This window comes from Microbispora rosea, from assembly GCF_044460045.1.
In the GTDB taxonomy this organism is placed as follows: Bacteria; Actinomycetota; Actinomycetes; order Streptosporangiales; family Streptosporangiaceae; genus Microbispora; species Microbispora rosea.
The window spans coordinates 212,584-235,080 of sequence record NZ_JBITJO010000003.1; the positions used below are offsets into that span (position 1 = coordinate 212,584).

At 71.0% G+C, this 22,497-nt stretch carries 18 protein-coding genes; 13 read left to right on the forward strand and 5 right to left on the reverse strand.

What is annotated here, in order from left to right; translation table 11 throughout:
- Window positions 1-15 precede the first annotated feature (15 nt).
- Window positions 16-345 (reverse strand): plasmid mobilization protein, encoded by a 330-nt coding sequence (locus ACIBK1_RS13410; RefSeq protein ID WP_363410526.1) that lies wholly within the window; start codon window positions 343-345, stop codon window positions 16-18.
- 464 nt (window positions 346-809) lie between these two features.
- On the opposite strand from ACIBK1_RS13410, the gene epsC reads away from it, so the two are divergent.
- From epsC to ACIBK1_RS13435, 5 genes are read left to right on the forward strand one after another with little or no spacing between them, the layout of a single operon-like run.
- Window positions 810-2,765, forward strand: a complete 1,956-nt coding sequence (gene epsC / locus ACIBK1_RS13415) for a serine O-acetyltransferase EpsC (RefSeq protein WP_396734707.1) — start codon at window positions 810-812, stop codon at window positions 2,763-2,765.
- Window positions 2,762-4,048, forward strand: a complete 1,287-nt coding sequence (locus tag ACIBK1_RS13420; protein WP_396734710.1) for an ATP-binding protein — start codon at window positions 2,762-2,764, stop codon at window positions 4,046-4,048. Before epsC ends, ACIBK1_RS13420 begins: the two co-directional genes overlap by 4 nt.
- Window positions 4,045-5,349: an MFS transporter gene (locus tag ACIBK1_RS13425; RefSeq protein WP_396734713.1), complete on the forward strand. Its 1,305-nt coding sequence runs from the start codon at window positions 4,045-4,047 to the stop codon at window positions 5,347-5,349. The genes ACIBK1_RS13420 and ACIBK1_RS13425 overlap by 4 nt, the downstream gene beginning before the upstream one ends.
- On the forward strand, window positions 5,349-6,026 hold the full coding sequence (locus ACIBK1_RS13430) for a TRM11 family SAM-dependent methyltransferase (protein WP_051761524.1): 678 nt from the start codon (window positions 5,349-5,351) through the stop codon (window positions 6,024-6,026). The genes ACIBK1_RS13425 and ACIBK1_RS13430 overlap by 1 nt, the downstream gene beginning before the upstream one ends.
- A complete protein-coding gene (locus ACIBK1_RS13435) occupies window positions 6,023-6,958 on the forward strand; it encodes a PLP-dependent cysteine synthase family protein (RefSeq protein ID WP_030507172.1) in 936 nt (311 codons plus the stop codon). Before ACIBK1_RS13430 ends, ACIBK1_RS13435 begins: the two co-directional genes overlap by 4 nt.
- A 39-nt stretch (window positions 6,959-6,997) precedes the next feature.
- Here ACIBK1_RS13435 and ACIBK1_RS13440 read toward each other — a convergent pair whose 3' ends face one another.
- Entirely contained in the window at window positions 6,998-7,852 is an 855-nt protein-coding gene (locus tag ACIBK1_RS13440; protein ID WP_030507171.1) for a PAC2 family protein, read from the reverse strand.
- 218 nt (window positions 7,853-8,070) lie between these two features.
- On the opposite strand from ACIBK1_RS13440, the gene metH reads away from it, so the two are divergent.
- The 8 genes from metH (at window position 8,071) to ACIBK1_RS13480 (ending at window position 19,176) form a co-directional block, all read left to right on the forward strand.
- Window positions 8,071-11,535, forward strand: coding sequence for a methionine synthase (metH, locus tag ACIBK1_RS13445; RefSeq protein ID WP_396734718.1), 3,465 nt, complete (start codon window positions 8,071-8,073; stop codon window positions 11,533-11,535).
- Between the two features lie 80 nt (window positions 11,536-11,615).
- On the forward strand, window positions 11,616-12,257 hold the full coding sequence (locus tag ACIBK1_RS13450) for an HAD family hydrolase (RefSeq protein WP_030507169.1): 642 nt from the start codon (window positions 11,616-11,618) through the stop codon (window positions 12,255-12,257).
- A gap of 70 nt (window positions 12,258-12,327) precedes the next feature.
- Window positions 12,328-12,822 carry a cellulose synthase gene (locus ACIBK1_RS13455; RefSeq protein WP_363535358.1) on the forward strand — a complete coding sequence of 165 codons (495 nt, stop codon included), beginning with the start codon at window positions 12,328-12,330 and terminating at the stop codon, window positions 12,820-12,822.
- Window positions 12,823-13,188: 366 nt separating this feature from the next.
- The gene (locus ACIBK1_RS13460) at window positions 13,189-14,181 is read left to right on the forward strand and encodes an ABC transporter permease (RefSeq protein ID WP_030507167.1); all 993 of its coding nucleotides are present in this window, start codon (window positions 13,189-13,191) and stop codon (window positions 14,179-14,181) included.
- 71 nt (window positions 14,182-14,252) lie between these two features.
- Window positions 14,253-16,010: an ABC transporter substrate-binding protein gene (locus ACIBK1_RS13465; protein ID WP_396734722.1), complete on the forward strand. Its 1,758-nt coding sequence runs from the start codon at window positions 14,253-14,255 to the stop codon at window positions 16,008-16,010.
- Window positions 16,011-16,100: 90 nt separating this feature from the next.
- The gene (locus ACIBK1_RS13470) at window positions 16,101-17,120 is read left to right on the forward strand and encodes an ABC transporter permease (RefSeq protein ID WP_030507165.1); all 1,020 of its coding nucleotides are present in this window, start codon (window positions 16,101-16,103) and stop codon (window positions 17,118-17,120) included.
- Window positions 17,117-18,142, forward strand: a complete 1,026-nt coding sequence (locus tag ACIBK1_RS13475) for an ABC transporter ATP-binding protein (protein WP_396734725.1) — start codon at window positions 17,117-17,119, stop codon at window positions 18,140-18,142. The genes ACIBK1_RS13470 and ACIBK1_RS13475 overlap by 4 nt, the downstream gene beginning before the upstream one ends.
- The gene (locus ACIBK1_RS13480; RefSeq protein WP_156080851.1) at window positions 18,139-19,176 is read left to right on the forward strand and encodes an ABC transporter ATP-binding protein; all 1,038 of its coding nucleotides are present in this window, start codon (window positions 18,139-18,141) and stop codon (window positions 19,174-19,176) included. The genes ACIBK1_RS13475 and ACIBK1_RS13480 overlap by 4 nt, the downstream gene beginning before the upstream one ends.
- Window positions 19,177-19,428: 252 nt before the next feature.
- On the opposite strand, the gene ACIBK1_RS13485 is transcribed toward ACIBK1_RS13480, so the two are convergent.
- The 3 genes from ACIBK1_RS13485 to ACIBK1_RS13495 form a co-directional block, all read right to left on the reverse strand.
- Complete coding sequence (locus tag ACIBK1_RS13485; RefSeq protein WP_030507162.1) at window positions 19,429-20,112, reverse strand: response regulator; 684 nt, start codon at window positions 20,110-20,112, stop codon at window positions 19,429-19,431.
- 82 nt (window positions 20,113-20,194) lie between these two features.
- On the reverse strand, window positions 20,195-21,424 hold the full coding sequence (locus ACIBK1_RS13490) for a sensor histidine kinase (RefSeq protein WP_396734729.1): 1,230 nt from the start codon (window positions 21,422-21,424) through the stop codon (window positions 20,195-20,197).
- Between the two features lie 96 nt (window positions 21,425-21,520).
- Window positions 21,521-22,381 carry a RecB family exonuclease gene (locus ACIBK1_RS13495; RefSeq protein WP_036405807.1) on the reverse strand — a complete coding sequence of 287 codons (861 nt, stop codon included), beginning with the start codon at window positions 22,379-22,381 and terminating at the stop codon, window positions 21,521-21,523.
- Window positions 22,382-22,497: the final 116 nt, after the last annotated feature.

Sequence of the window (22,497 nt, forward strand, 5' to 3'; positions counted from 1 at the left end):
CTTCTGAACGCCGGATCAGGCCGCGTGGTCGCGGAGGTACTGGGCGAACGCCTCCCTGGCCAGTTGCGAAACGGTCTTGCCCTCCCGTTCCGCGAGTGCCCTGGCGGCCGCTTTCTCCTCCGGACTCAGGCGGAACGTCACCTGCGGCGAGCGCCTGCCCGGTGCCGTGAGAGAGGGGCGGCCGACCGTCCGGCGCACATGCTCGACCGCGGCCTCGACGTAGGCCTCGTCGATCCGATTCCCCCGCCTGTCGTAGAGCTCCTCCGTGCCCAGGTCGACGTCCGACTCGTCGTCCACGGCGAGCTCGACGTCCTCCGGGGGCCAGGGGCCGGTGTACTCGGTCATGGCTCGTTCCTCCTGAACGCGGTCGGCATCGCGTGGATCACCTGAGGGTACTTCTCGGCGAGGCGCCCGCCCGCGCGCCGTTCGCCACCGGCACTCCGGTCTGAGCGGACCGCGTCCGCTCCTTTTTCTTTTTCGCCGCGCCGGTCCGTTCACGGGCCGGCGCGCACGCGTTTTCCGGCTCCGCCGATCGCGGGAATCTCCCCCATGGGCTCGGAGAATTCGGTACGACGCCTGTCCTGTCGGGGTCGGCGGCCCGCTGATTACCGGTCAAGGGCCGAGCGGGTAGGGGTTGACCTGTGGTTCCAGGGCCCTCACGCTTACCCAATAACCGAGGAAAAAGGGTCCGTAATTCACTCTCCCGGAAATGGTCGTAGGGGATCTCCAGGCCAGTGGCAGTCTGCCATTCCATGAATCCGGGGTTTCACTAATGGTTCATTCGCCGAGGTGAATGTGAGGAGGCGAAGATGCCTCATGCCGATTTCAGGTCTTCTCCGCCGCCGCCGGGAAGCGAACGGCCGGAGAGACTGCTGCGCCTCCTGGCCGAGGACCTGCGGACGATCGTCGAGCGGGACCCGTCCGTACGCGACCGGAAGGAGGCGTTGCTGCACCCGGTGCTCCCGGCGCTGTGGCTGCACCGGGTCGCCCATCGGCTGCACCGGCGCGGCCGGCGAGTGCCGGCCCGGCTGCTGATGCTCCTCGCACGGTGCGTCACCGGAGTGGAGATCCACCCGGGTGCGGCGCTGGGGCGCAGGGTCTTCGTCGACCACGGCGCGGCCGTGGTGATCGGAGAGACCGCGGTCGTGGGCGACGACGTGACCATCTACCACCAGGTGACCCTGGGCGCGGTCGGCTGGTGGCGCGACAACCTGCGCGCGGCCGGGGAACGGCGGCACCCGGTGATCGGCGCCCGTGTGGTGCTGGGCGCCGGCGCGACCGTTCTCGGCCCGGTCCGGGTGGGCGACGACGCCGTCATCGGGGCGCGGGCGCTGGTCCTCGGCGACGTGCCCGCCGGCGCGCGCGCCCTCGCCCCTGCCGGGACCGTGTCACCGCCTTCCGGCGGCACATCGCCCCGTACGACCAGAGCCGACCTGTCCCGACCCCCCGACGAAAGGAATGGATCGATGAATCCGGACAGCACGGTCCTGATAGTCGGCGCCACCGACGAAACCGTGCGCAAGGCCAAGGAGCTGGGGCTGACCGTCCTGCTGCTCCAGCACCCCACCAAGGTCAGCCCCGAACAGGAGGAGCTCGCCGACGTCCTGCGCGTCCTGGACTACACCGACTGGGCGGCCGTCGAGCCGGTCGCCAGGGAACTGTGGCGGGAGCCGGGGTTCCGCGTCGCGCTGTCCATCACCGAGCCCGGGCTGGAGAACGCGGGACGGGTCAACGACCTGTTCGGCCTGGGCGGCACCGGCTACGAGGTAACGCGGCTGTTCCGCGACAAACTGGCCATGCGCCGCCACCTGGCCGGCCTCGATCCGTCCACGGTGGCCGCCGCGCCGCTCCTGCGGCGCGAGGACCTGGACGCCTTCGGCGCCGCCCACGGCTATCCGTTCATCGTCAAGCCGACCGACGCGACCGCGAGCATCGGGGTCTTCCGGATCGGGGGACCGCAGGACGCCGAGCGGGTCTGGGCGACGGTGGAAGGGCTGCGCGGCACCCGGACCGACCGTGTCTCGACCATGTACCTCCTGCGCGACTTCCTGATGGAGGAGTACGTGGAGGGGCCGGAGTTCAGCGTCGAGGCGTTCAGCTTCGCGGGCCGCCACGTCGTCGTGGCGATCACCGAGAAGTTCGTGCACGCCGACCGGTTCGCCGAGCTCGGCCACGCCGTGCCCGCCCGGCTGGACGAGCCGGTGCGGGAGCGGATCGGCGCGAGCGTGCGCCGCTTCCTCGACCTGATCGGCCTCAGGGACGGCGTCACGCACACCGAGCTGCGGCTCGGCCCGCACGGCCCGGCGATCATCGAGAGCCATAACCGCGTCGCCGGCGACATGATCCCGGAGCTCGTGCGCGGCGCGTACGGCATCGACCTGGTCGAGTACGCCCTGGGCTGGCCGTTCCGGCTGGTCCCCGAGCTGCCGGAACGGCCGGAGGCGCACGCGGGGGCCAGCGTGCGCTCCCTGGTGAGCGAGCCGGGGCGGGTCGAGTCGGTGGAGGGCGTCGCCGACGCAGCGGCGTGCGACGGCGTGCTCGACGTGCGCGTCACGGCCAAGCCCGGCGACACCGTTCACGCGTTGCGCGACAACTGGGACCGGCTCGGCCTGGTCGCGGTGACCGGCCCCGACACGGACGCGGCGATCCGCCGCGGCGCGGAGGTCATCGGCGACGCGATCCGGATCCGGGTCGTCGGCGAGGACGGGCGGACCTGGCTCGCGCACGCGGCCGAGGCCCGGTCCCTGGCGGAGGTGCCGGCATGAACGTCGTTATTGTGCACCGCAATCCGCTGGAGCCGTTCCCGTACGACCGCTGGCTGCGCGACCACGAGGGCCCGGTGGTCGTCCTCGCCGCCCGCGACAGGTTCGAGCCGTTCGGCGAGCGGATCCCCGAGGGGAACCTCGGCTACACGCATCTGGAGCTCTTCGACCACGACGACGAGGTGCCCGGGCGGGTGGCGCGCCTCGTCGCCGAGTACGGCGCCACGCACCTGATCGGGGAGCACGAGGCCGACGTGCTGCGCGTGGCCGCCCTGCGCGAGGAGCTCGGGCTGCCCGGCGCGCGGGCCGCCGACGTGCTGCCGTTCCGGGACAAGGCCCTGATGAAGGAGCACGCGGCGCGGGCGGGCGTGGAGGTCGCGCCGCACACGGTGCCGCGGACCGCCGCGGACGTGCTGGCCTTCGCCGGCGTCCACGGGTTCCCCCTGGTGGTCAAGAACAGGTCCGGCTTCAACTCCATCGGCCTGCGCATCCTGCGCGACAGTGACGCGCTGACGGCCTTCCTCGCCGAGGCGTACGGCTCGAAGCCGGACGAGCAGCGCGACGAGCAGCGGGACGACCTGCTGCTGGAGGCGTACGTGCCCGGCCGCATGTGCCACGTCGACGGGCTGGTGGTGGACGGCGAGGTCGTGCTGGCCTGGCCCTCGCAGTACCAGTACGAGCTGGCGTCGTTCGGCACCGACCCCGGCTCCCGGGTCGACCTGGCGCTCGACCCCGGCGACCCGCTCACCGGCCGCCTGCTGGAGCTGACCGGGCGGACGCTGGCGGCGCTGCGGCTGCCCGGCGGGCGGCTGCGCGACCACGCCTTCCACGCGGAGATCTTCCACACGCCCGACGACCGGCTCGTGCTGTGCGAGATCGCCTGCCGGTCCGGCGGCGGGAAGATCCGCGAGGTCTTCCACACCCTGTTCGGGGTCAACCTCGCCGAGTGCTCCATCCGGGCCCAGCTCGGCCTTCCGCTGCCCGACGTGGCGCGGGCCGTACGACCAGGGCGGCGGCCGGAGCCGGCGCGGATGGCCGGTCAGGTGCTGATGATGAAGCGGCCCGGGCTCATCCACGCGCTGCCCGACGCGCCGGAGGAGCCGTGGGTGGAGCACTTCTGGCTCTACGCGGAGACCGGCCAGGTGGTCCCGCCCGCCTCGGGCTCGGCCGACTTCCTGACCGTGGCCATCGCCTCGGCCCCCACCCGGGCGGAGTGCGAGCGCAGGCTGCGCTCGCTCGGCGCGCGGCTGGAGGAGCAGGTGCGAATCGGGGCGGTGCCGTCGTGATCCGCCCGTCGACGCGGGTGCGCTACATGGCCGGAATGGTGGTCGACGCCACCGGCAGCGGCATGTACCTGCCCCTGTCCCTGCTGTTCTTCCACCACGTCACCGGGCTGCCGATCGAACGGGTCGGCGTGATCATGACCGGGGCCGCGCTGTTCAGCCTGGTCGCCAACCCGATCGCGGGCGTGCTCGTCGACCGCTTCGGCGCGCGGGCCGTCGTCGTGGGCGGCTACCTGGTGCGCGCCGTGGGGTTCGCCGCCTACCCGCTGGTGGACTCGCCGCTGACGATGTTCCTCGCGGTGGCGCTGGTGGCGCTCGGCGACGGCTCCTACCCGCCGTCGATCCAGTCGTTCGTCGCCGCGATCGCGCAGGGCGCGGACCGCGACAGGCTCCTCGCCGCGCAGCGCAGCCTGCGCAACGCCGGCCTCGGCGCGGGCGGTCTCATCGCGGGCGCCGCGCTCGGCCTGGGCAGCGACGCCGCCTACCGGGTGATCGTCCTCGTCAGCGCCGCCGCGTTCGCCGGCGCCGCGCTGATCCTCCGTACGATCCCCGTCCCCGGCGGCCCGGTTCCCGGTGCGCGGACCGGTACGGCCCCGAGGGAGGCGGGCCGGCGGAGCGGGGGATACCGGCTCGTCCTGCGCGACCGGACGTTCCTCGCGCTGACCCTGCAGAACGTGCCGACGGCCTTCGGCTACATGGTGCTGTCGGTGGCGCTGCCCGTCTACGTCACCCAGGAGCTGGACGTCCCCGCGTCGCTGGTCGGCGTGCTGTACGCGGTCAACACCGTCGGCATCGCGCTGCTGCAGATCCCGGTGACGCGGCGGCTGATCCGGTATCGGCGCACCCGCACGGTCGCGGCGGGCGCCGCCACGTTCGCGGCGTCGTTCGCGGCGTTCGCCCTGCTGGCCGGGGTTCCCGTACGGCCGGTCGCCCTGGCCGGGGTCTTCGCCGCGACGGCGCTGTTCACGCTGGGGGAGATGCTGCACGGCGCGCCGCTGTCGGCGCTCGTGTCGAGCGCGGCCCCCGAGGAGACCCGCGGCAGATACATGGCGGTCTACCAGTTCTCCTGGGCGATCCCGATCACACTGGCTCCGGCCGTGCTGACCGCGCTGCTGAGCCTGTCGCCGGTCTCCATGTGGCTGCTGCTCGCGGGAGGCGTCTCCTGCTCGGCCCTCACCATGCTCCGTCTGGAGCCTCGGCTGCCCGCCCGGGCCGTCCACGCGCGGATCCCCGAAGACCACGAAGAGACAGATACGGAAGACCGTCGCGCCGCGACGGCGACAGAGAAGGCTGGTGTGGAGTGATGGGCAGATCGAGTTGGCACGTTCTGCAGGGAGAGGACCCGGCGTACGCGCTGCCGGAGGCCGCGGGCCAGTGCGGCTGGGTCAGCCAGCTGAGGCCCCTGATCGTGGAGATGACCGAGCCGGGAGACGTCGTGCTCGACCCGTTCGCCGGCTGGGGGACCACGCTGGTGGCGTGCGCGGTCGAGTCCCGGAAGGGGATCGGCCTGGAGGTCTCGCCGGAGCGTGCGGAGCAGGCGCGAAAGCGCCTGGAGGCGTACCCCGGCCAGACGATGCTGTGCGCCGACGCCCGCACGCCGCCGCTGCCGCCGGAGTCGGTGGACTTCGTCCTGGCCGACCTGCCCTATTTCGGCACCAACCTCGACACCCACTCCACGGTGGAGGGCCAGTTCTACGCGCTGCGGGACTACGACGATTACCTGAGCGCGATCGACGAGGCCTTCGCCGCGGTGACGAAGGTCATGCGGCCCGGCGCGCGGGCGGTGCTCGCCGTGCAGAACCGCCGCCTGGCGGGCAGGTTCGTGCCGCTGGCCTGGGACGTCGCCCGGGTGCTCGGCCGGCATCTGACGCTCGGCGACGAGCGGATCCACTGCTACGACCGGCCGGTGAGCGACGACGACCCGATGGTGACCAACCGCTCGCACGAATACCTGCTGGTGGCCGAGAAGGAGCAGGCATGATCCCGCTGATCGGCGGCGACGTCGCGACCAGGATCGACGACCTCATCGGCGGCACGCCCCTGATCCGTCTCGCCCTCGACGGCCTGCCCCCGGACGCCACCGTGCTCGCCAAGCTGGAGGCGGCCAACCCGCTGTCGAGCATCAAGGACCGGGTGGCGCTGCGCATGATCCAGGAGGCCGAGGCGTCCGGGGCGCTGACCCCCGGCGCGACCGTGATCGAGTCCACCTCGGGCAACACCGGCATCGCCCTGGCGGCGCTCGCGGTGAGCCGGGGACACCCGTGCGTCGTCGTGATGCCGGACAACGCGTCGCGGGAGCGCACGCTGGTGCTGCGCATGCTGGGCGCCCGGGTCGAGTTCACCGACCACGTCCTCGGCTTCCAGGGATGCGTGGACCGGGCGAGGGAGCTGCACGCCGCCGTCCCCGGGTCCTGGTACGCCCGCCAGCATGAGAACCCCGCCAACGTCATGGCCCACTACACGACCACGGGACCGGAGATCTGGGCCGCCACCGGCGGTCGGATCGACGTGCTGGTCTGCGGGGTCGGCACCGGCGGCACGCTCACCGGAACGGCCCGCTACCTGCGCGAGCGCAACCCCGCGCTGCGCGTCGTCGCGGTGGAGCCGGAGGGCTCACCCCTGCTGTCGGGAGGTGCGCCGGGGCCCCACCGGATCCCCGGCCTCAACGGCGGCTTCATCAGCCCCGTCACCGACGTCACGCTGATCGACGACGTGATCACCGTGCCGGACGGCGAGGCGGCCGCCATGACCCGGCGCATCGCGGCCACCACCGGGCTGCTGGTCGGGGTCTCCTCCGGCGCGGCGGCGTACGGCTGCGCCGAGCTCGCCCGCCGCCGGGACCTGTCGGGGCGGACGATCGTGACGATCTTCCCGGACACCGGTGAGCGCTACCTCAGCTGGTGGCCGGCCTGACCGTTCCCACCGCTCCGGCTGCGCCTGCTGCCACAGGGGTCAGCGGTCGGTGCCGCGGTCGCGGCGGCGCAGGTAGCGCTCGAACTCCGCCGCGATGGCGTCGCCGCTGGCCTCGGGCAGCTCGGCCGCGTCCTTGCGCTCCTCCAGCTCCCGCACGTATTCGGCCACCTCGCTGTCCTGGGCCGCCAGCTCGTCCACGCCGTGCTCCCAGGCCCGCGCCTCCTCGGCCAGGTCGCCGTACGGCATCGGGATGTCGAGCATGTCCTCGATGCGGCGCAGCAGCGCCAGGGTGGCCTTGGGGTTGGGCGGCTGGGCGACGTAGTGCGGGACCGACGCCCACAGGGACACCGTCTGAAGCCCGGCGGTGCCGAGGGTGTGCTGCAGCACGCCCACGATGCCCGTCGGGCCCTCGTACTTGGTCAGCTCGAGGTTGAGCGCGCGGGCCATGCCGGGGTCGCTGACCGAGCCGGTGATCGGCACCGGCCGGGTGTGCGGCGAGTCGTTGAGCAGCGCGCCGAGCAGGATGGCCAGCTCGATGCCGAGATCGTGGCAGAGCCCCACGATCTCGGCGCAGAACGACCGCCACCGCATGTTGGGCTCGATGCCGCGCAGCAGCACCACGTCCCGCTTGGCGCCCGGCGGGCGGGCCAGCAGCAGCCTGGTGGTCGGCCACACGACGGAGCGGGTCACGCCGTCGCCGAGCTCGACCACCGGCCGGGTCACCTGGAAGTCGTAGTAGTCCTCGGGGTCCAGCTCGACGAGCGGGGTGGCCTTCCACTCGGACTCGAGGTGCGCGAGCACGCCGCTGGACGCCTCGCCGGCGTCGTTCCATCCCTCGAACGCGGCGATCAGCACCGGGTCGACGAGCTCGGGGAGCCCTTCGAACTCGATCACGCGCCGCCTCCTCACTGGCCTTGTGCAGTATGGCTCAGTCCAAGACTATTCGGTGAGGGGCCCCGTACGTCACCTCCGGCGGGCACCGGCCCGTCGCGCTGGCCCGCCTGCGGCGCCATCCGGGCGGGCGCCGGCCCGCCGTCCCCTCACGCACCCGGTATTCCCGTTTCGCGCGCGCGGACGATATTCCATCCGGCGGGGCCGATAGGCTTGCCTTCATGACCAGCAGACCGTCGTTCCGAGAAGTGCTGTCCGAGCGAGTTCTTGTCGCCGACGGAGCGATGGGGACGATGCTGCAGTCCTACGACCCCACCCTTGACGACTTCCAGGGCCACGAGGGCTGCAACGACGTGCTCAACGTGAGCCGTCCCGACATCGTGCGGGCCGTGCACGACGCATACCTGGAGGTGGGCGTCGACTGCGTCGAGACCAACACCTTCAACGCCAACCGCGCGGCTCTGGGCGAGTACGGCATCGCGGACCGCATCTTCGAGCTCTCCGAGGCCGGCGCGCGGCTGGCCAGGGAGCGCGCCGACCACTGGTCCACGCCGGACAGGCCCCGCTTCGTCCTCGGTTCGATGGGCCCCGGCACGAAGCTCCCCACGCTTGGCCACCTGCCGTACGAGACGCTGCGCGACGCCTACCGCGACAACGCCGCCGGCCTGATCGCCGGCGGGGCGGACGCCCTGATCATCGAGACCTGCCAGGACCTGCTGCAGGTGCGGGCGGCGGTCGTCGGCGCGAAGCGGGCGGTCGAGGCCGCCGGGCGGGACGTGCCGATCATCACGCAGGTCACCATCGAGACCAACGGCGCGATGCTGCTCGGCTCGGAGATCGGCGCCGCGCTGACCGCGATCGAGCCGCTCGGCGTCGACCTGATCGGTCTCAACTGCGCCACCGGCCCGACCGAGATGAGCGAGCACCTGCGCTATCTGGCCAGGCACTCCCGGATCCCGATCTCCTGCATGCCGAACGCCGGCCTGCCGCAGCTCACGTCCGACGGCGCGTACTACCCGCTGAGCCCGGGCGAGCTGGCGGACGCGCACGAGGCGTTCACCCGCGACTACGGGCTCGCACTGATCGGCGGCTGCTGCGGCACCACTCCCGAGCACCTGCGCCAGGTGGTCGAGCGGGTGGGCGGCCGCGCCCGCGGCGAGCGGCGGCCCCGTCCCGAGGCGGGGGCCGCGTCGCTCTACCAGCACGTGCCGTTCCGGCAGGACACCTCCTACCTCGCCATCGGCGAGCGGACCAACGCCAACGGATCCAAGGCGTTCCGCGAGGCGATGCTGGTCGGCGACTACGAGGAGTGCGTGGAGATCGCCAGGGCGCAGGCCCGTGACGGCGCGCACATGCTCGACCTGTGCGTTGACTACGTCGGCCGCGACGGGGTCGCCGACATGAAGGAGCTGGCGTTCCGGTTCGCGACCGCCTCGACGCTGCCGATCGTGATCGACTCCACCGAGCCCGCCGTGCTGGAGGCGGGGCTGGAGATGCTCGGCGGCCGGGCCGTGGTCAACTCGGTGAACTACGAGGACGGCGACGGCCCGGACTCGCGCTACCAGAAGATCATGCGCCTGGTGAAGGAGCACGGCGCGGCCGTGGTCGCGCTGACCATCGACGAGGAGGGCCAGGCCCGCACCGCCGAGGCGAAGGTGCGGATCGCCACCCGCCTCGTCGAGGACCTGGTGCACGGCTGGGGCATGCGGGTCGAGGACATCATCGTCGACTGCCTGACGTTCCCGATCGCCACCGGCCAGGAGGAGACCCGGCGCGACGGCCTGGAGACGATCGAGGCGATCCGCGAGCTCAAGCGCCGCTACCCGGGCGTGCAGACCACGCTGGGCCTCTCCAACGTGTCGTTCGGCCTCAACCCGGCGGCCCGCATGGTGCTGAACAGCGTCTTCCTCAACGAGTGCGTCAACGCGGGGCTCGACTCGGCGATCGTGCACGCCTCCAAGATCTTGCCGATGAACCGGATCCCGGACGAGCAGCGGCAGGTCGCGCTCGACCTCGTGTACGACCGCAGGCGCGAGGGCTACGACCCGCTGCAGCGGTTCATGGAGCTGTTCGAGGGCGTGGACGCGGCGTCCATGAAGGCCGGCAAGGCGGCCGAGCTCGCCGGGCTGCCGCTGTGGGAGCGGCTCAAGCGGCGCATCATCGACGGCGAGCGCAAGGGCCTGGAGGCCGACCTCGACGAGGCCCTGGCCCAGCGGCCGGCCCTGGAGATCATCAACGACGTGCTGCTCGACGGCATGAAGGTCGTCGGCGAGCTGTTCGGCTCCGGCGAGATGCAGCTGCCCTTCGTGCTGCAGTCGGCCGAGGTGATGAAGACGGCCGTGGCCTACCTCGAACCGCACATGGAGAAGGTCGAGGGCAGCACCAAGGGCCGCATCGTGCTGGCCACGGTCAAGGGCGACGTCCACGACATCGGCAAGAACCTGGTGGACATCATCCTGTCCAACAACGGCTACGACGTGGTGAACCTCGGCATCAAGCAGCCGGTGTCGGCGATCCTGGAGGCCGCGGAGGAGCACCGCGCCGACGTGATCGGCATGTCCGGGCTCCTGGTCAAGTCCACGGTGGTCATGAAGGAGAACCTCGAGGAGCTGAACTCCCGGGGGATCGCGGACAGGTTCCCGGTGCTGCTCGGCGGCGCCGCCCTGACCAGGGCGTACGTCGAGCAGGACCTGGCCGACCTCTACCGGGGTGAGGTCCGCTACGCGCGTGACGCGTTCGAGGGCCTGCGGCTCATGGACGCCTTCATGGCGGTCAAGCGCGGCGAGGACGGCGCGACGCTGCCGCCGCTGCGCGCGCGGCGGGTGAAGACCGGCGCGGTGCTGAAGCGGACCGCCGAGGAGGACCTGCCGGCCCGCTCCGACGTCGCGGCCGACATTCCGGTGCCCACCGCGCCGTTCTTCGGCGACCGGATCGTGAAGGGCATCCCGCTGGCCGACTACGCCGCCTTCCTCGACGAGCGGGCGACGTTCATGGGCCAGTGGGGCCTCAAGGCCGCCCGGGGCGGCGAGGGCCCGTCGTACGAGGAACTGGTCGAGACCGAGGGCAGGCCCCGGCTGCGGATGTGGCTGGAGCGGCTGCAGACGGAGAACCTGCTGGAGGCGGCGGTCGCCTTCGGCTACTTCCGCTGTGTCAGCGAGGGCGACAACCTGATCATCCTGGACGACGACGGGAAGGAGCGGACCCGCTTCACCTTCCCGCGGCAGCGGCGCGACCGGCACCTGTGCCTGGCCGACTTCTTCCGCTCCCGCGAGTCCGGGGAGACCGACGTCGTCGCCTTCCAGGTGGTCACGATGGGCAACCGGATCAGCGAGGCCACGGCCGAGCTGTTCGCCAAGGACGCCTACCGCGAATACCTGGAGCTCCACGGCCTGTCGGTGCAGCTCACCGAGGCGCTGGCCGAATACTGGCACGCGCGGGTGCGGTCGGAGCTGGGCATCGGCGGCGACGAGTCGCTGGACGACATGCTCAAGGTCAACATCACCGGTTGCCGCTACTCCTTCGGCTACCCGGCCTGCCCCAACCTGGAGGACCAGGTGCAGGTCATGGAGCTGCTCGACCCCGCGCGCATCGGCGTGACGCTGTCGGAGGAGTTCCAGCTCCACCCCGAGCAGGCCACCTCCGCGCTGGTCGTCCACCACCCCGAGGCGAAGTACTTCAACGTCTGACCGGCCGCACCGGCGTTCACGGGCGCCCCTTACCATGTTGGTCCCCCCTCATCGGGGGTCTCGCCGGGGGAAGGGGCCACGTGGACGCCGTGCTGTTCGACATGGACGGATTGCTCGTCGACACCGAAGGGGTGTGGTTCGAGGTCGAGACCGAGGTGGTCACCCGCCTCGGCGGAGACTGGGGCCCGGAGCACCAGGAGCAGCTCGTGGGCGGGTCCTGGGACCGCACCGTCGCGTACATGCTGGAGCTGACGCAGGCCGACGCCGACCCCGCGCTCGTGGGGGAGTGGCTGATCGACGGCATGGAGAGCCGGCTGACGCGAGGCGTCGAGCCCATGCCGGGGGCCCTCGACCTGCTGCGGGGGCTCGGCGACCAGGGGGTGCGCACCGCGCTGGTCACCTCGTCGCTGCGGATCATCGCCGACGCCGTGCTCAAGGCCGTCGGCCGGGAGCACTTCGAGGTCGTCGTGACGGCCGACGACGTCACGTGCACCAAGCCGCACCCGGAGCCGTACCTGACCGCGGCCGGCCTGCTGTCGGTGGACCCGGAGCGGTGCGTCGCGCTGGAGGACTCGCCGAACGGCGTCGCCTCCGCCACCGCCGCCGGGTGCCGGGTCGTCGCCGTGCCGGGCGTCCTGCCGATCGCCCAGGCGCCGGGGCGGGTCGTGATGCCCTCGCTGCTCGACGTGGACGTGGACTTCCTGCGCTCGCTCGTCCGGTAGCGCGGGCCCCCGCGCCGTCGCCTCCCGGGTGCCAGGATGGGAGGGACGCCGTGGACGAAGGGGACCCGCCATGACATACAACGACATCGCCTGGCTGCCGCTGTGTGCCGGCCTCACCGCGGTGGGGATCGGGCTCGGCTACCTGGCCTTTCGCCGCAGGGGGGTGACCGCCGGCCTGCGGGCCACCGCCTGGTCCCTGCTGCCGCTGGCCGCCTACCTCACCGGCGCGCTGCAGACGCTCTGGAACATCGGCGCGGCGGTGGTGGGCTTCGTGACCGGCCTGGTCCTGTCGCCCGCGGTGTGGGCCGGGGTGGTCCTCGCCGGGTTGTCGGCGCTGCTGTTCGTCGTCTCCGGCACGCTGCGCGGCCGCGCCCTGTCCCGGGCCCGTACGGCGGGTCCGGAGCAGGGGGGCGCCGCCGCGGCCCCTGAGCGCTCTGGCACGCCCAGAACGGCCACGCCTAAAACGGGACAGACCGGGAAGACGGCACCACGGCAGGTGGAACAGCCCGCAGCAGATGACTTCTCGGACATCGAGGACATTCTCAAGCGCCGCGGGATCAGCTGAACATCCCACATCGTGGGACCAAGTTACCGGCCAGTGCAATGTTACAGTTCCACGACATAATCGAAACGGGATGCGGACAAACCCTTCAAGATCAACACGAATGAGTTTCGCGTGAATCACAGTTGAGCCACAGCGGGCCTCTGGGGACTGGTCAGCCCAGCTCAGACCATAGATTCTGCGTCCGGGGGTCGCACACCACGCGACCCCTTCGGACAATGTCGTCTGGGATCCAGGGGGCCTGCACCAAATGGCCGTGCGAGGCAAGGTCGTGAGCGGCCGTCGCTTTTCCGTCGCCGGATCGATCCCGGGCTACCCCGAGCGCGTCACCGCGGATGCGGTCCGTTCGGGCAGGGCGAAGGAGGATCGATGACCGCGCCGATGGACGTCACCGGTGGGGACACAGAGGCCACGCCGGAGGCCGTCGTCGATGCGTCGGGCGACAAGGCGATCCAGGGGAGGTCCCTCGGTCAGATCGCCTGGATGCGGCTCAAGCGCGACAAGGTCGCCCTCGCCGGTGGTCTGATCGTCATCTTCCTGATCCTGGTCGCGGTCTTCGCGCCGGTGATCGTCGGGCTGCTCGGGCAGGACCCGACGCAGTTCAACTCCGACCTCATCGACTCCTCCACGATGGTGCCCAAGACGGGCACCGGCATCAGCGCCGACCACCTGTTCGGCATCGAGCCGGTGAACGGCCGTGACATCTTCAGCCGGGTCGTGTACGGCGCGCGGATCTCGCTGCTCATCGCCTTCCTGGCCACGCTGCTCTCGGTGGTCATCGGCACCCTGCTCGGGGTCACCGCGGGCTTCTTCGGCGGCCTGGTCGACTCGATCATCAGCAAGACCATGGACGTCTTCCTGGCCTTCCCGCTCCTGGTCTTCGCGATCGCGCTGGCGGGCATCGTCCCCGACTCGGCGTTCGGCCTGACCGGCGACACGCTGCGCGTCTCGCTGCTGGTGTTCATCATCGGCTTCTTCAACTGGCCGTACATCGGGCGGATCGTCCGGGGGCAGACCCTGTCGCTGCGCGAGCGGGAGTTCGTGGACGCGGCGCGGAGCCTCGGGGCGCGCGGGCCGTACATCATCTTCCGTGAGCTGCTGCCGAACCTGATCGCGCCCATCCTCGTCTATGCGACGCTCCTGATCCCCACGAACGTGCTGTTCGAGGCGGCGCTGTCGTTCCTCGGCGTCGGCGTGCGCCCGCCCACCCCCACCTGGGGCGGCATGCTGGCGGACGCGGTGCGGTTCTACACGATCCCGCACTTCATGTTCTTCCCCGGCATGGCGATCTTCATCACGGTCCTGGCGTTCAACCTGTTCGGCGACGGCCTGCGGGACGCTCTCGACCCGAAGGCCCGCTGAGCCCTCCCTTCCTCGTAAAGTCCCCGGCTCCTATCACCAAGGGGTTTGCAATGCTAAGAAGAAGACTGGGTGTGGCGGCCATCGGCGCCGTGCTCGCCCTTGCCGTGGCCGCCTGCGGCGGCGGTTCGGGCAGCAGCTCGCCGTCGTCCACCGGCGACGCCGCGGGCGGCGGCGCCGCCGCGACCGGCGAGTTCAACGCCGCCCTCACGGGGGTCGTGAACCCGTCGGACAAGAAGGGCGGCATCCTCAAGTTCGCCAACGGCGGTGACTGGGACTCCCTCGACCCGGGCGACACCTACTACGGCTACTCCTGGAACTTCATCCGCCTGTACGGCCGGTCGCTGCTGATGTTCAAGTCCGCCGTGGGCAAGGAGGGCAACCAGCTCACCCCCGACCTCGCCGAGGACATGGGCACGCCCAGCGACGACGCCAAGACCTGGACGTACAAGCTCAAGAAGGGCATCAAGTTCGAGGACGGCACCCCGGTCACGTCCAAGGACGTGAAGTACGCCGTGGAGCGGTCGTTCGACAAGGAGGTGTTCCCGGACGGGTACACCTACTTCAACGACTTCCTCGACTGGCCGAAGGACTACAAGGGCGCCTACAAGTCCAAGGACGTCAACACCGACAGCGCGATCGAGACGCCCGACGACTCCACGATCGTCTTCCACCTCAAGCAGCCGCTGAGCAACTTCGACTACTTCGCCCAGCTTCCCGCCACGATCCCGGTCCCCAAGGACAAGGACACCGGCGCGAAGTACAAGGAACACGTCATCGCCACCGGGCCGTACAAGTTCGAGAAGAACGAGATCGGCAAGGGCTTCACGCTGGTCCGCAACGACCAGTGGGACCCGGCGACCGACCCGAACCGCAAGGCGCTGCCGGACGGCTACGAGGTCTCCACCAACGTCAACGCCGACGACATCGACAACCGGATCCTCGCCGGCGACCTCGACATCGACGTCGCGGGCATCGGCATCCAGTCGGCGGCCCTCGGCCGGGTCCTCCCGGACCCCGCCCTGAAGGCGAACTCCGACAACCCGACCAGCACCCGCCTCTGGTACACGTCGATCAACGGCAACGTCCCGCCGCTCGACAACATCGACTGCCGCAAGGCCGTCCAGTACGCCACGGACAAGGTGTCCCTCCAGACCGCCTGGGGCGGCGAGTTCTCCGGCGGCCAGATCGCGACCAGCCTGCTGCCGCCGGCGATCCCCGGCCACGAGGACTTCAACCTCTACCCGCCGGGCGCCGACAACAAGGGCGACCTGACCAAGGCCAAGGAGGCGCTGACCGCCTGCGGCCAGCCCAACGGCTTCGAGACCAACATCTCCTACCGCGCCGAGAGGCCCAAGGAGAAGGCGGCCGCCGAGGCGCTGCAGCAGTCCCTCGGCCGGGTCGGCATCAAGCTCACGCTCAAGCCGTTCCCGCAGGCCGACTACTTCGCCCTGTACGCCGGCAAGCCGGGCTACGCCAAGGACAACAAGATCGGTCTGGCCATGAACGGCTGGCAGTCCGACTGGCCCGACGGCTTCGGCTTCCTGCAGCAGATCGTCGACAGCCGCGTCATCCGTGACACCGGTGGCTCCTCCAACATCAGCGTCCGCGACCCCGAGGTCGACAAGCTGATCGACCAGGCGATGAAGGAGACCGACACCAACGCCCGCAACGCGATCTGGACCCAGATCGACAAGAAGGTCATGGAGGACTCCTTCATCCTGCCGAACGTGTGGACGAAGACCCTGCTCGTGCGCAGCAAGAACGCCACGAACATCTTCGTCAACGACGCGTACGGCATGTACGACTACCTCGGCATGGGCGTCAAGTAAGCGTCCGCCGAGACCAGACAGATCCGATAGACGCGTGAACGCGGCAAGGGGGCCGGTCCCACAGGGCCGGCCCCCGGAGCCGGGGGGACTGTGGTCACATACATCATCCGGCGGCTGATCTGGGCGGTGGTGATGCTCACCATCGTGAGCATCATCACGTTCGCCATCTTCTTCCTGGTGCCCCGCCTGGCGGGCGCCACCTCGGAGAGCCTGGCCGCGCGCTACGTTGGGCGCACCGCCTCGGCGGAACAGGTCAAGATCGCCGCCGACAAGCTCGGCTTCAACGATCCGCTGATCGTGCAGTACGGGCGGTTCGCCAAGGGCATCGTCGCCGGCGCCGACTACGACTACGGCCCCGGCGTGGAGCGCTGCCCGGCGCCCTGCTTCGGCTACTCGTTCCTCACCCGGCTCCCCGTCTGGCCCGACCTGCTGGACCGGCTGCCCGTGACGCTCTCGCTGGCCATCGGGGCCGCCGTCATCTGGGTGTTAGCCGGTGTGGCGACCGGCGTGCTGTCCGCGCTGAGACGCGGCAGCCTGTTCGACCGCGCCGCGATGGGCGTCGCCCTGGCCGGCGTGTCACTGCCGATCTTCTTCACCGGCATCGTCTCGCTGGTCATCTTCAGCTACGGTCATCCATTCCGGATCACCGCCCCGGGCGGCAGCTTCACGCCGTTCGAGGAGAACCCGGCGATGTGGGCCTACAACCTGATCCTGCCGTGGATCACGCTGGCCTTCCTGTACGCCGCCGGGTACGCGCGGCTCACCCGGGCGGGCATGCTGGAGACGATGAGCGAGGACTACATCCGCACCGCACGGGCCAAGGGCCTGAACGAGCGGAGGGTCGTGGTCAAACACGGCCTGCGCGGCGCGCTCACCCCGATCCTCACGATCTTCGGCCTCGACCTCGGCCTGCTGCTCGGCGGCGCCGTGCTCACCGAGAGCACCTACTCGCTGCCCGGCATGGGCAAGTACGCGATCGACGCGATCACCAACCAGGACCTGCCCAAGGTCATGGGCGTGACGCTCGTCGCCGCGTTCTTCGTGGTCTTCGCGAACCTGATCGTCGACCTCCTGTACGCCGTCGTGGACCCGAGGGTGAGGCTGGGATGAGCTTCCTGGAACTGAAGGACCTGCGGATCCACTTCCCGACCGACGACGGCCTGGTCAAGTCCGTCGACGGGCTGTCGTTCACCCTGGAGCGGGGCAAGACGCTCGGCATCGTCGGCGAGTCCGGCTCCGGCAAGAGCGTGACCAGCCTCGGCATCCTCGGCCTGCACAAGGGCGGGCGTGCCCGCATCTCCGGCGAGATCTGGCTGGACGGCGAGGAGCTCGTCGGCGCCAGCCAGGAGCACGTGCGGGGGCTGCGCGGCAAGAAGATGGCGATGATCTTCCAGGACCCGCTGTCGGCGATGCACCCGTTCTACACGGTCGGCGACCAGATCATCGAGGCCTACCGCATCCACAACGACGTCAGTAAGAAGGTCGCGCGCAAGCACGCGATCGACATGCTCGGCCGGGTGGGCATCCCGCAGCCGGAGCGCCGCGCGGACAGCTACCCCCACGAGTTCTCCGGCGGCATGCGGCAGCGTGCCATGATCGCCATGGCGCTGAGCTGCGACCCCGAGCTGCTGATCGCCGACGAGCCGACGACCGCGCTCGACGTGACCGTGCAGGCGCAGATCCTCGATCTGATGCGCGACCTGCAGCGCGACTTCAACGCCGCGCTGATCATCATCACGCACGACCTCGGCGTCGTCGCCGAGCTGTCCGACGACATCCTCGTGATGTACGGCGGCAAGTGCGTCGAGTACGGCACCTCCGACGACATCTTCGAGCGGCCCGAGCACCCCTACACGTGGGGCCTGCTCGGCTCGATGCCGCGGCTGGACCGCGAGCCGACCGAGCGGCTGATGCCGATCAAGGGCTCGCCGCCCTCGCTGATCAACGTGCCGTCCGGCTGCGCCTTCCATCCGCGCTGCGTGTTCGAGGAGCGCACGGGCGGGCGGGCCAATACGGAGGTCCCCGAGTTGCTGGAGACCGAGGGCGGCCACCTCGTGCGCTGCCACCTGCCGCGCGAGCGGCGGCGCGCCATCTGGGAGAACGAGATCAAGCCGAACCTGGAGGCTTCGTGAACGAGGAGCCCTTGCTGTCCGTACAGGGGCTGGAAAAGCACTTCCCGGTCACGAAGGGCCTGCTCAAGCGGCAGGTCGGCGCGGTCAGGGCCGTCGACGGCATCAGCTTCGACGTGAAGAAGGGTGAGACCCTCGGCCTGGTCGGCGAGTCGGGATGCGGCAAGAGCACCAGCGGACGCCTCATCACGCGTCTGATCGAGCCGACCGCCGGCAAGATCGTCTTTGAGGGCGCCGACATCACCCACATGTCCCAGGGCCGGCTGCGCCCGCTGCGCAGGGACGTGCAGATGATCTTCCAGGACCCCTACAGCTCGCTCAACCCCCGGCACACGGTCGGCGCCATCGTGGGCGCGCCGTTCCGGATCCAGGGCATCAAGACCGAGCAGGGCACCAGGAAGGCGGTCCAGGAGATCCTCGAACTGGTCGGCCTCAACCCCGAGCACTACAACCGCTATCCGCACGAGTTCTCCGGCGGTCAGCGGCAGCGCATCGGCATCGCCAGGACGCTCGCGCTCAAGCCCAAGCTGATCATCGCGGACGAGCCGGTGTCCGCGCTCGACGTGTCGATCCAGGCCCAGGTCGTCAACCTGCTGGAGGACCTGCAGAAGGAGCTCGACCTCACCTACGTGGTGATCGCGCACGACCTGTCGGTGGTGCGGCACATCAGCGACCGCGTCGCGGTGATGTACCTCGGCAAGATCGTCGAGATCGCCGACCGCAAGGGCCTGTACGAGTCGCCCATGCACCCGTACACCAACGCGCTGCTGTCCGCGGTCCCGATCCCGGACCCGAAGCGGCGCACGGAACGGGAGCGGATCCGGCTGCAGGGCGACGTGCCCTCACCGCTCAACCCGCCGCCCGCCTGCCGGTTCCACACCCGCTGCTGGAAGGCGCAGGAGATCTGCAAGCAGGTCGAGCCGCCGCTGGTGACGCTCGCCCCCAACCACGAGGTGGCCTGCCACTTCCCCGAGAACGCCCCTTCCGGCGACACGGCCACGGCGCCCGCGCAGACGGCCGCCGCACCCGCGGACTGAGTCCCTCCGCGCCGTCTTTCCGCGCCGTTCTTCCGCGCCGGGTCTTTTCCGCCGGTACGGCCCCCGCCGTCTTCCCCCCAGACGGTCCGCGGGAGCCGTACCGGCGGGGCGTGTTCCGCCACCTCGGTCACGCCCCTGTCACGACGCTACCGGGGCGCGTCCCCGCCCGGCATCGGCCTTCCGTACGGCTCTCGCCCGCGACCACGGGAGGACCCGGCGCGCCTCGCTCCTCCCGTGGTCGTAGGCCGGTGGTCAGGAGAGGGCGCCGGGAACGATCAGCCCGGTCTCGTACGCGAGCACGACCGCCTGGACCCGGTCGCGCAGCCCCAGCTTGGTCAGCACGTTGCCCACATGGGTCTTGACGGTCGTCTCGCTGACCACGAGCTGGGCGGCGATCTCGGCGTTCGACATGCCCTTCGCGATCAGGCGCAGCACCTCGAGCTCGCGTTCGGTGAGCCGGTCGACCCGCGCGGGGGTGGCCTGCTGGCGGGCGGAGGGCAGCCGGGTGGCGAACTTGTCCAGCAGCCGCCGGGTGACGCTCGGCGCCACGATCGCGTCGCCGGCCGCCACCACGCGGATCGCCTGGACCAGCTCGTCGGGCGGCACGTCCTTGAGCAGGAACCCGCTCGCGCCCGCGCGCAGCGCCTCCACGATGTACTCGTCCAGGTCGAACGTGGTCAGCACGAGCACCTTCGGCACGTGGGCGCTCGGCGGGGCCTCCCGCACGATGCGGCGGGTCGCCTCGATGCCGTCGGTTCCGGGCATGCGGACGTCCATCAGCACCACGTCGGGCAGCAGGGCCCGGGACTGCTCCATGGCCACCGCGCCGTCGCCCGCCTCGCCCACGACGGTGACGTCCGGCTCCGCCTCCAGGATGAACCGGAACCCGGTGCGCAGCAGCGGCTGGTCGTCGACCAGCAACACCCGGATCGTCATGATGCGTCCGTCCTGGGATGGGCGGCGGGTCGCCGGGCGGAGGGGGACACCCTGATCGTCATGGTCTGTCCTCGGAGGGGCTCTACGTGAGGGGGCTGTGGCTGAGGGGGCTGTCACTCAATGGGAACTGGGCGCGGACCTCGAACCCGCCCCCGGTGCGGGGACCGATCCGCAGGACTCCACCATAGAGCGCCACACGCTCGCGGATGCCGACGAGCCCGTGCCCCTTGCCTGCGACCCGCGCCGGCTCCGCCGCCGCGCCGCGCCCGTCGTCCTCCACGTGGATGCTCAGCTCGTTCGGCTCGTGCCGTACGGTCACCCAGGCGCGGGCGGCGGGCCCGGCATGCCGCAGGCTGTTGGTCAGCGCCTCCTGCACGAGCCGGTAGGCGGCCAGATCCACCCCGGGCGGCAGGCCGCGCCGCTCGCCCTCGATCCACAGCTGCGTCCGCAGCCCCGCCTCGCGCATCTGCTCCACCAGCGCGGGCAGATCGTGCATGCCCGGCTGCGGCCCGCGCTCGGCCGGGCCGTCGGTGCGCAGCACGCCGACGATGCTGCGCATCTCCGCCATCGCCGTACGGCCCATCTCCTCGATGGCGGACAGGGCGTCCCGCGCCACGTCGGGCTTGGTGTCGAGCATCTTGCGGGCGGCGGCGGCCTGGACCGTCATCACGCTGACGTGGTGGGCCACGACGTCGTGCAGCTCCCTCGCGATGCGGGAGCGTTCCTCGGCCCTGGCGGCCCTGGTGTCGGCCTCCCGCGCCCGCTCCAGCCGGTCGGCCCGCTGCACGAGCTCGGCCAGGTAGGCGCGGCGCAGCCGCAGCGCCCGGCCGCACACCCAGCACAGCAGCAGGACGGCGGTGACGACGACGTGGTCGGTCCAGGACGGGCTGATGACCCCGGAGACGGCACTGGCCAGGTAGGAGGCGAAGGAGACGACGAGGGCGGCCAGACTCAGCGCCAGCCCCCGGCAGGCGGCCACCGAATAGAGCAGGACGAGCCCGCCGAACTCGCTCAGGCCGGGGTCGTAGTGGAGCGTGTCGAGCATCGCCTGCGGGACGCAGGTGGCCACCAGCAGCACGAAGGGCCGGCTACGCCGCAGGGCCACGGGCAGCGTGCAGGCCGCCGCCAGGATAAGGTTCAGCGCGTCCGCCGGGCGCGGCGCCGCGGACCGCAGCCAACCGGCCCCCTCCCCGGGGCCGGCCGAGACGATCCACCACAGGGACGCGGTCGTCAGCACCACCGCGAGGACCGAGTCGTAGATCAGGGGATGAGCCCGAAGCCAGGACCGCGTACTGCCGGGGGTGGTGCGCACGTACCAAATCTAGGCGTTCGCCGTCCGCGACCACCCTGCCCGGGAGGGATATCCCCCTCCTCCTCACGGAGGAGCCCGCCAGGAGCCCGGCAGGCGTCAGAGCTCGTCGCTGGCCGACCTTCTGCTCACGCGGGCCGACAGCCCGGGCTCGCGGTCGGGCACGGGCGGCGGGGTGCCGCCGAACTCCGGGCACAGCGCCTGGTGGTCGCACCAGTCGCACAGCCGCGAGCGGCGGGCGCGCCACTCACGGGTGCGCACCGAACGCTCGATGGCCGCCCAGAGGGCCTCGACCTTGCGCTCGGTCGCCCGCAGGTCGGCCTCGTCGGGGACGTAACGGATGATCTCGCCGTTGCCCAGGTACATCAGCTGGAGCATCCGGGGGACCTGGCCGCTGCGCCGCCATAGCGCCAGCGCGTAGAACTTCATCTGGAACAGCGCCTTGGCCTCCCAGTCGCGCCCCGGCGCCGTTCCCGTCTTGTAGTCCACGACCCGCACCTCGCCGGTCGGGGCCACGTCGAGCCTGTCGATGTAGCCGCGCAGCAGCAGCCCGCTGTCGAGCACGACCTCGACGTACATCTCGCGCTCGGCGGGCTCCAGCCGCTGGGGGTCCTCCAGCGTGAAGTAACGCTCGACCATGCCGCGGGCCTGCGTCAGCCAGGCGTCCCGCTCCGCGTCGTCCTCGAACAGCCCCGCGTAGTCGGGCTCCTCGCTGAGCAGCCGCCGCCACTGGGGCTCCAGCAGGTCCTGGGCGGCGGCGACCGTCCGCGCCTCCGCGGGCAGGTCGTAGAGCCGTTCCAGCACGGCGTGAACGAGCGTGCCCCGGACCGCGGCGGCCGAGGGCCGCTCGGGGAGCTGGTCGATCACCCTGAACCGGTAGAGCAGGGGGCAGGTCATGAAGTCACCGGCCCGGGAGGGGGAAAGCGCCCCGATGACGGCGCGCTCTTCGGCGAGGGTCATGCCCGAACTGTAGGACACCGGGCCGACAGAACGCTCCCGCCCCGCCCCGCAAGGTCCACATGGGGCAGATCTCACGGTGCGCGGCGGGCGGGCGAGCTCATAGGCTGATCTCACGC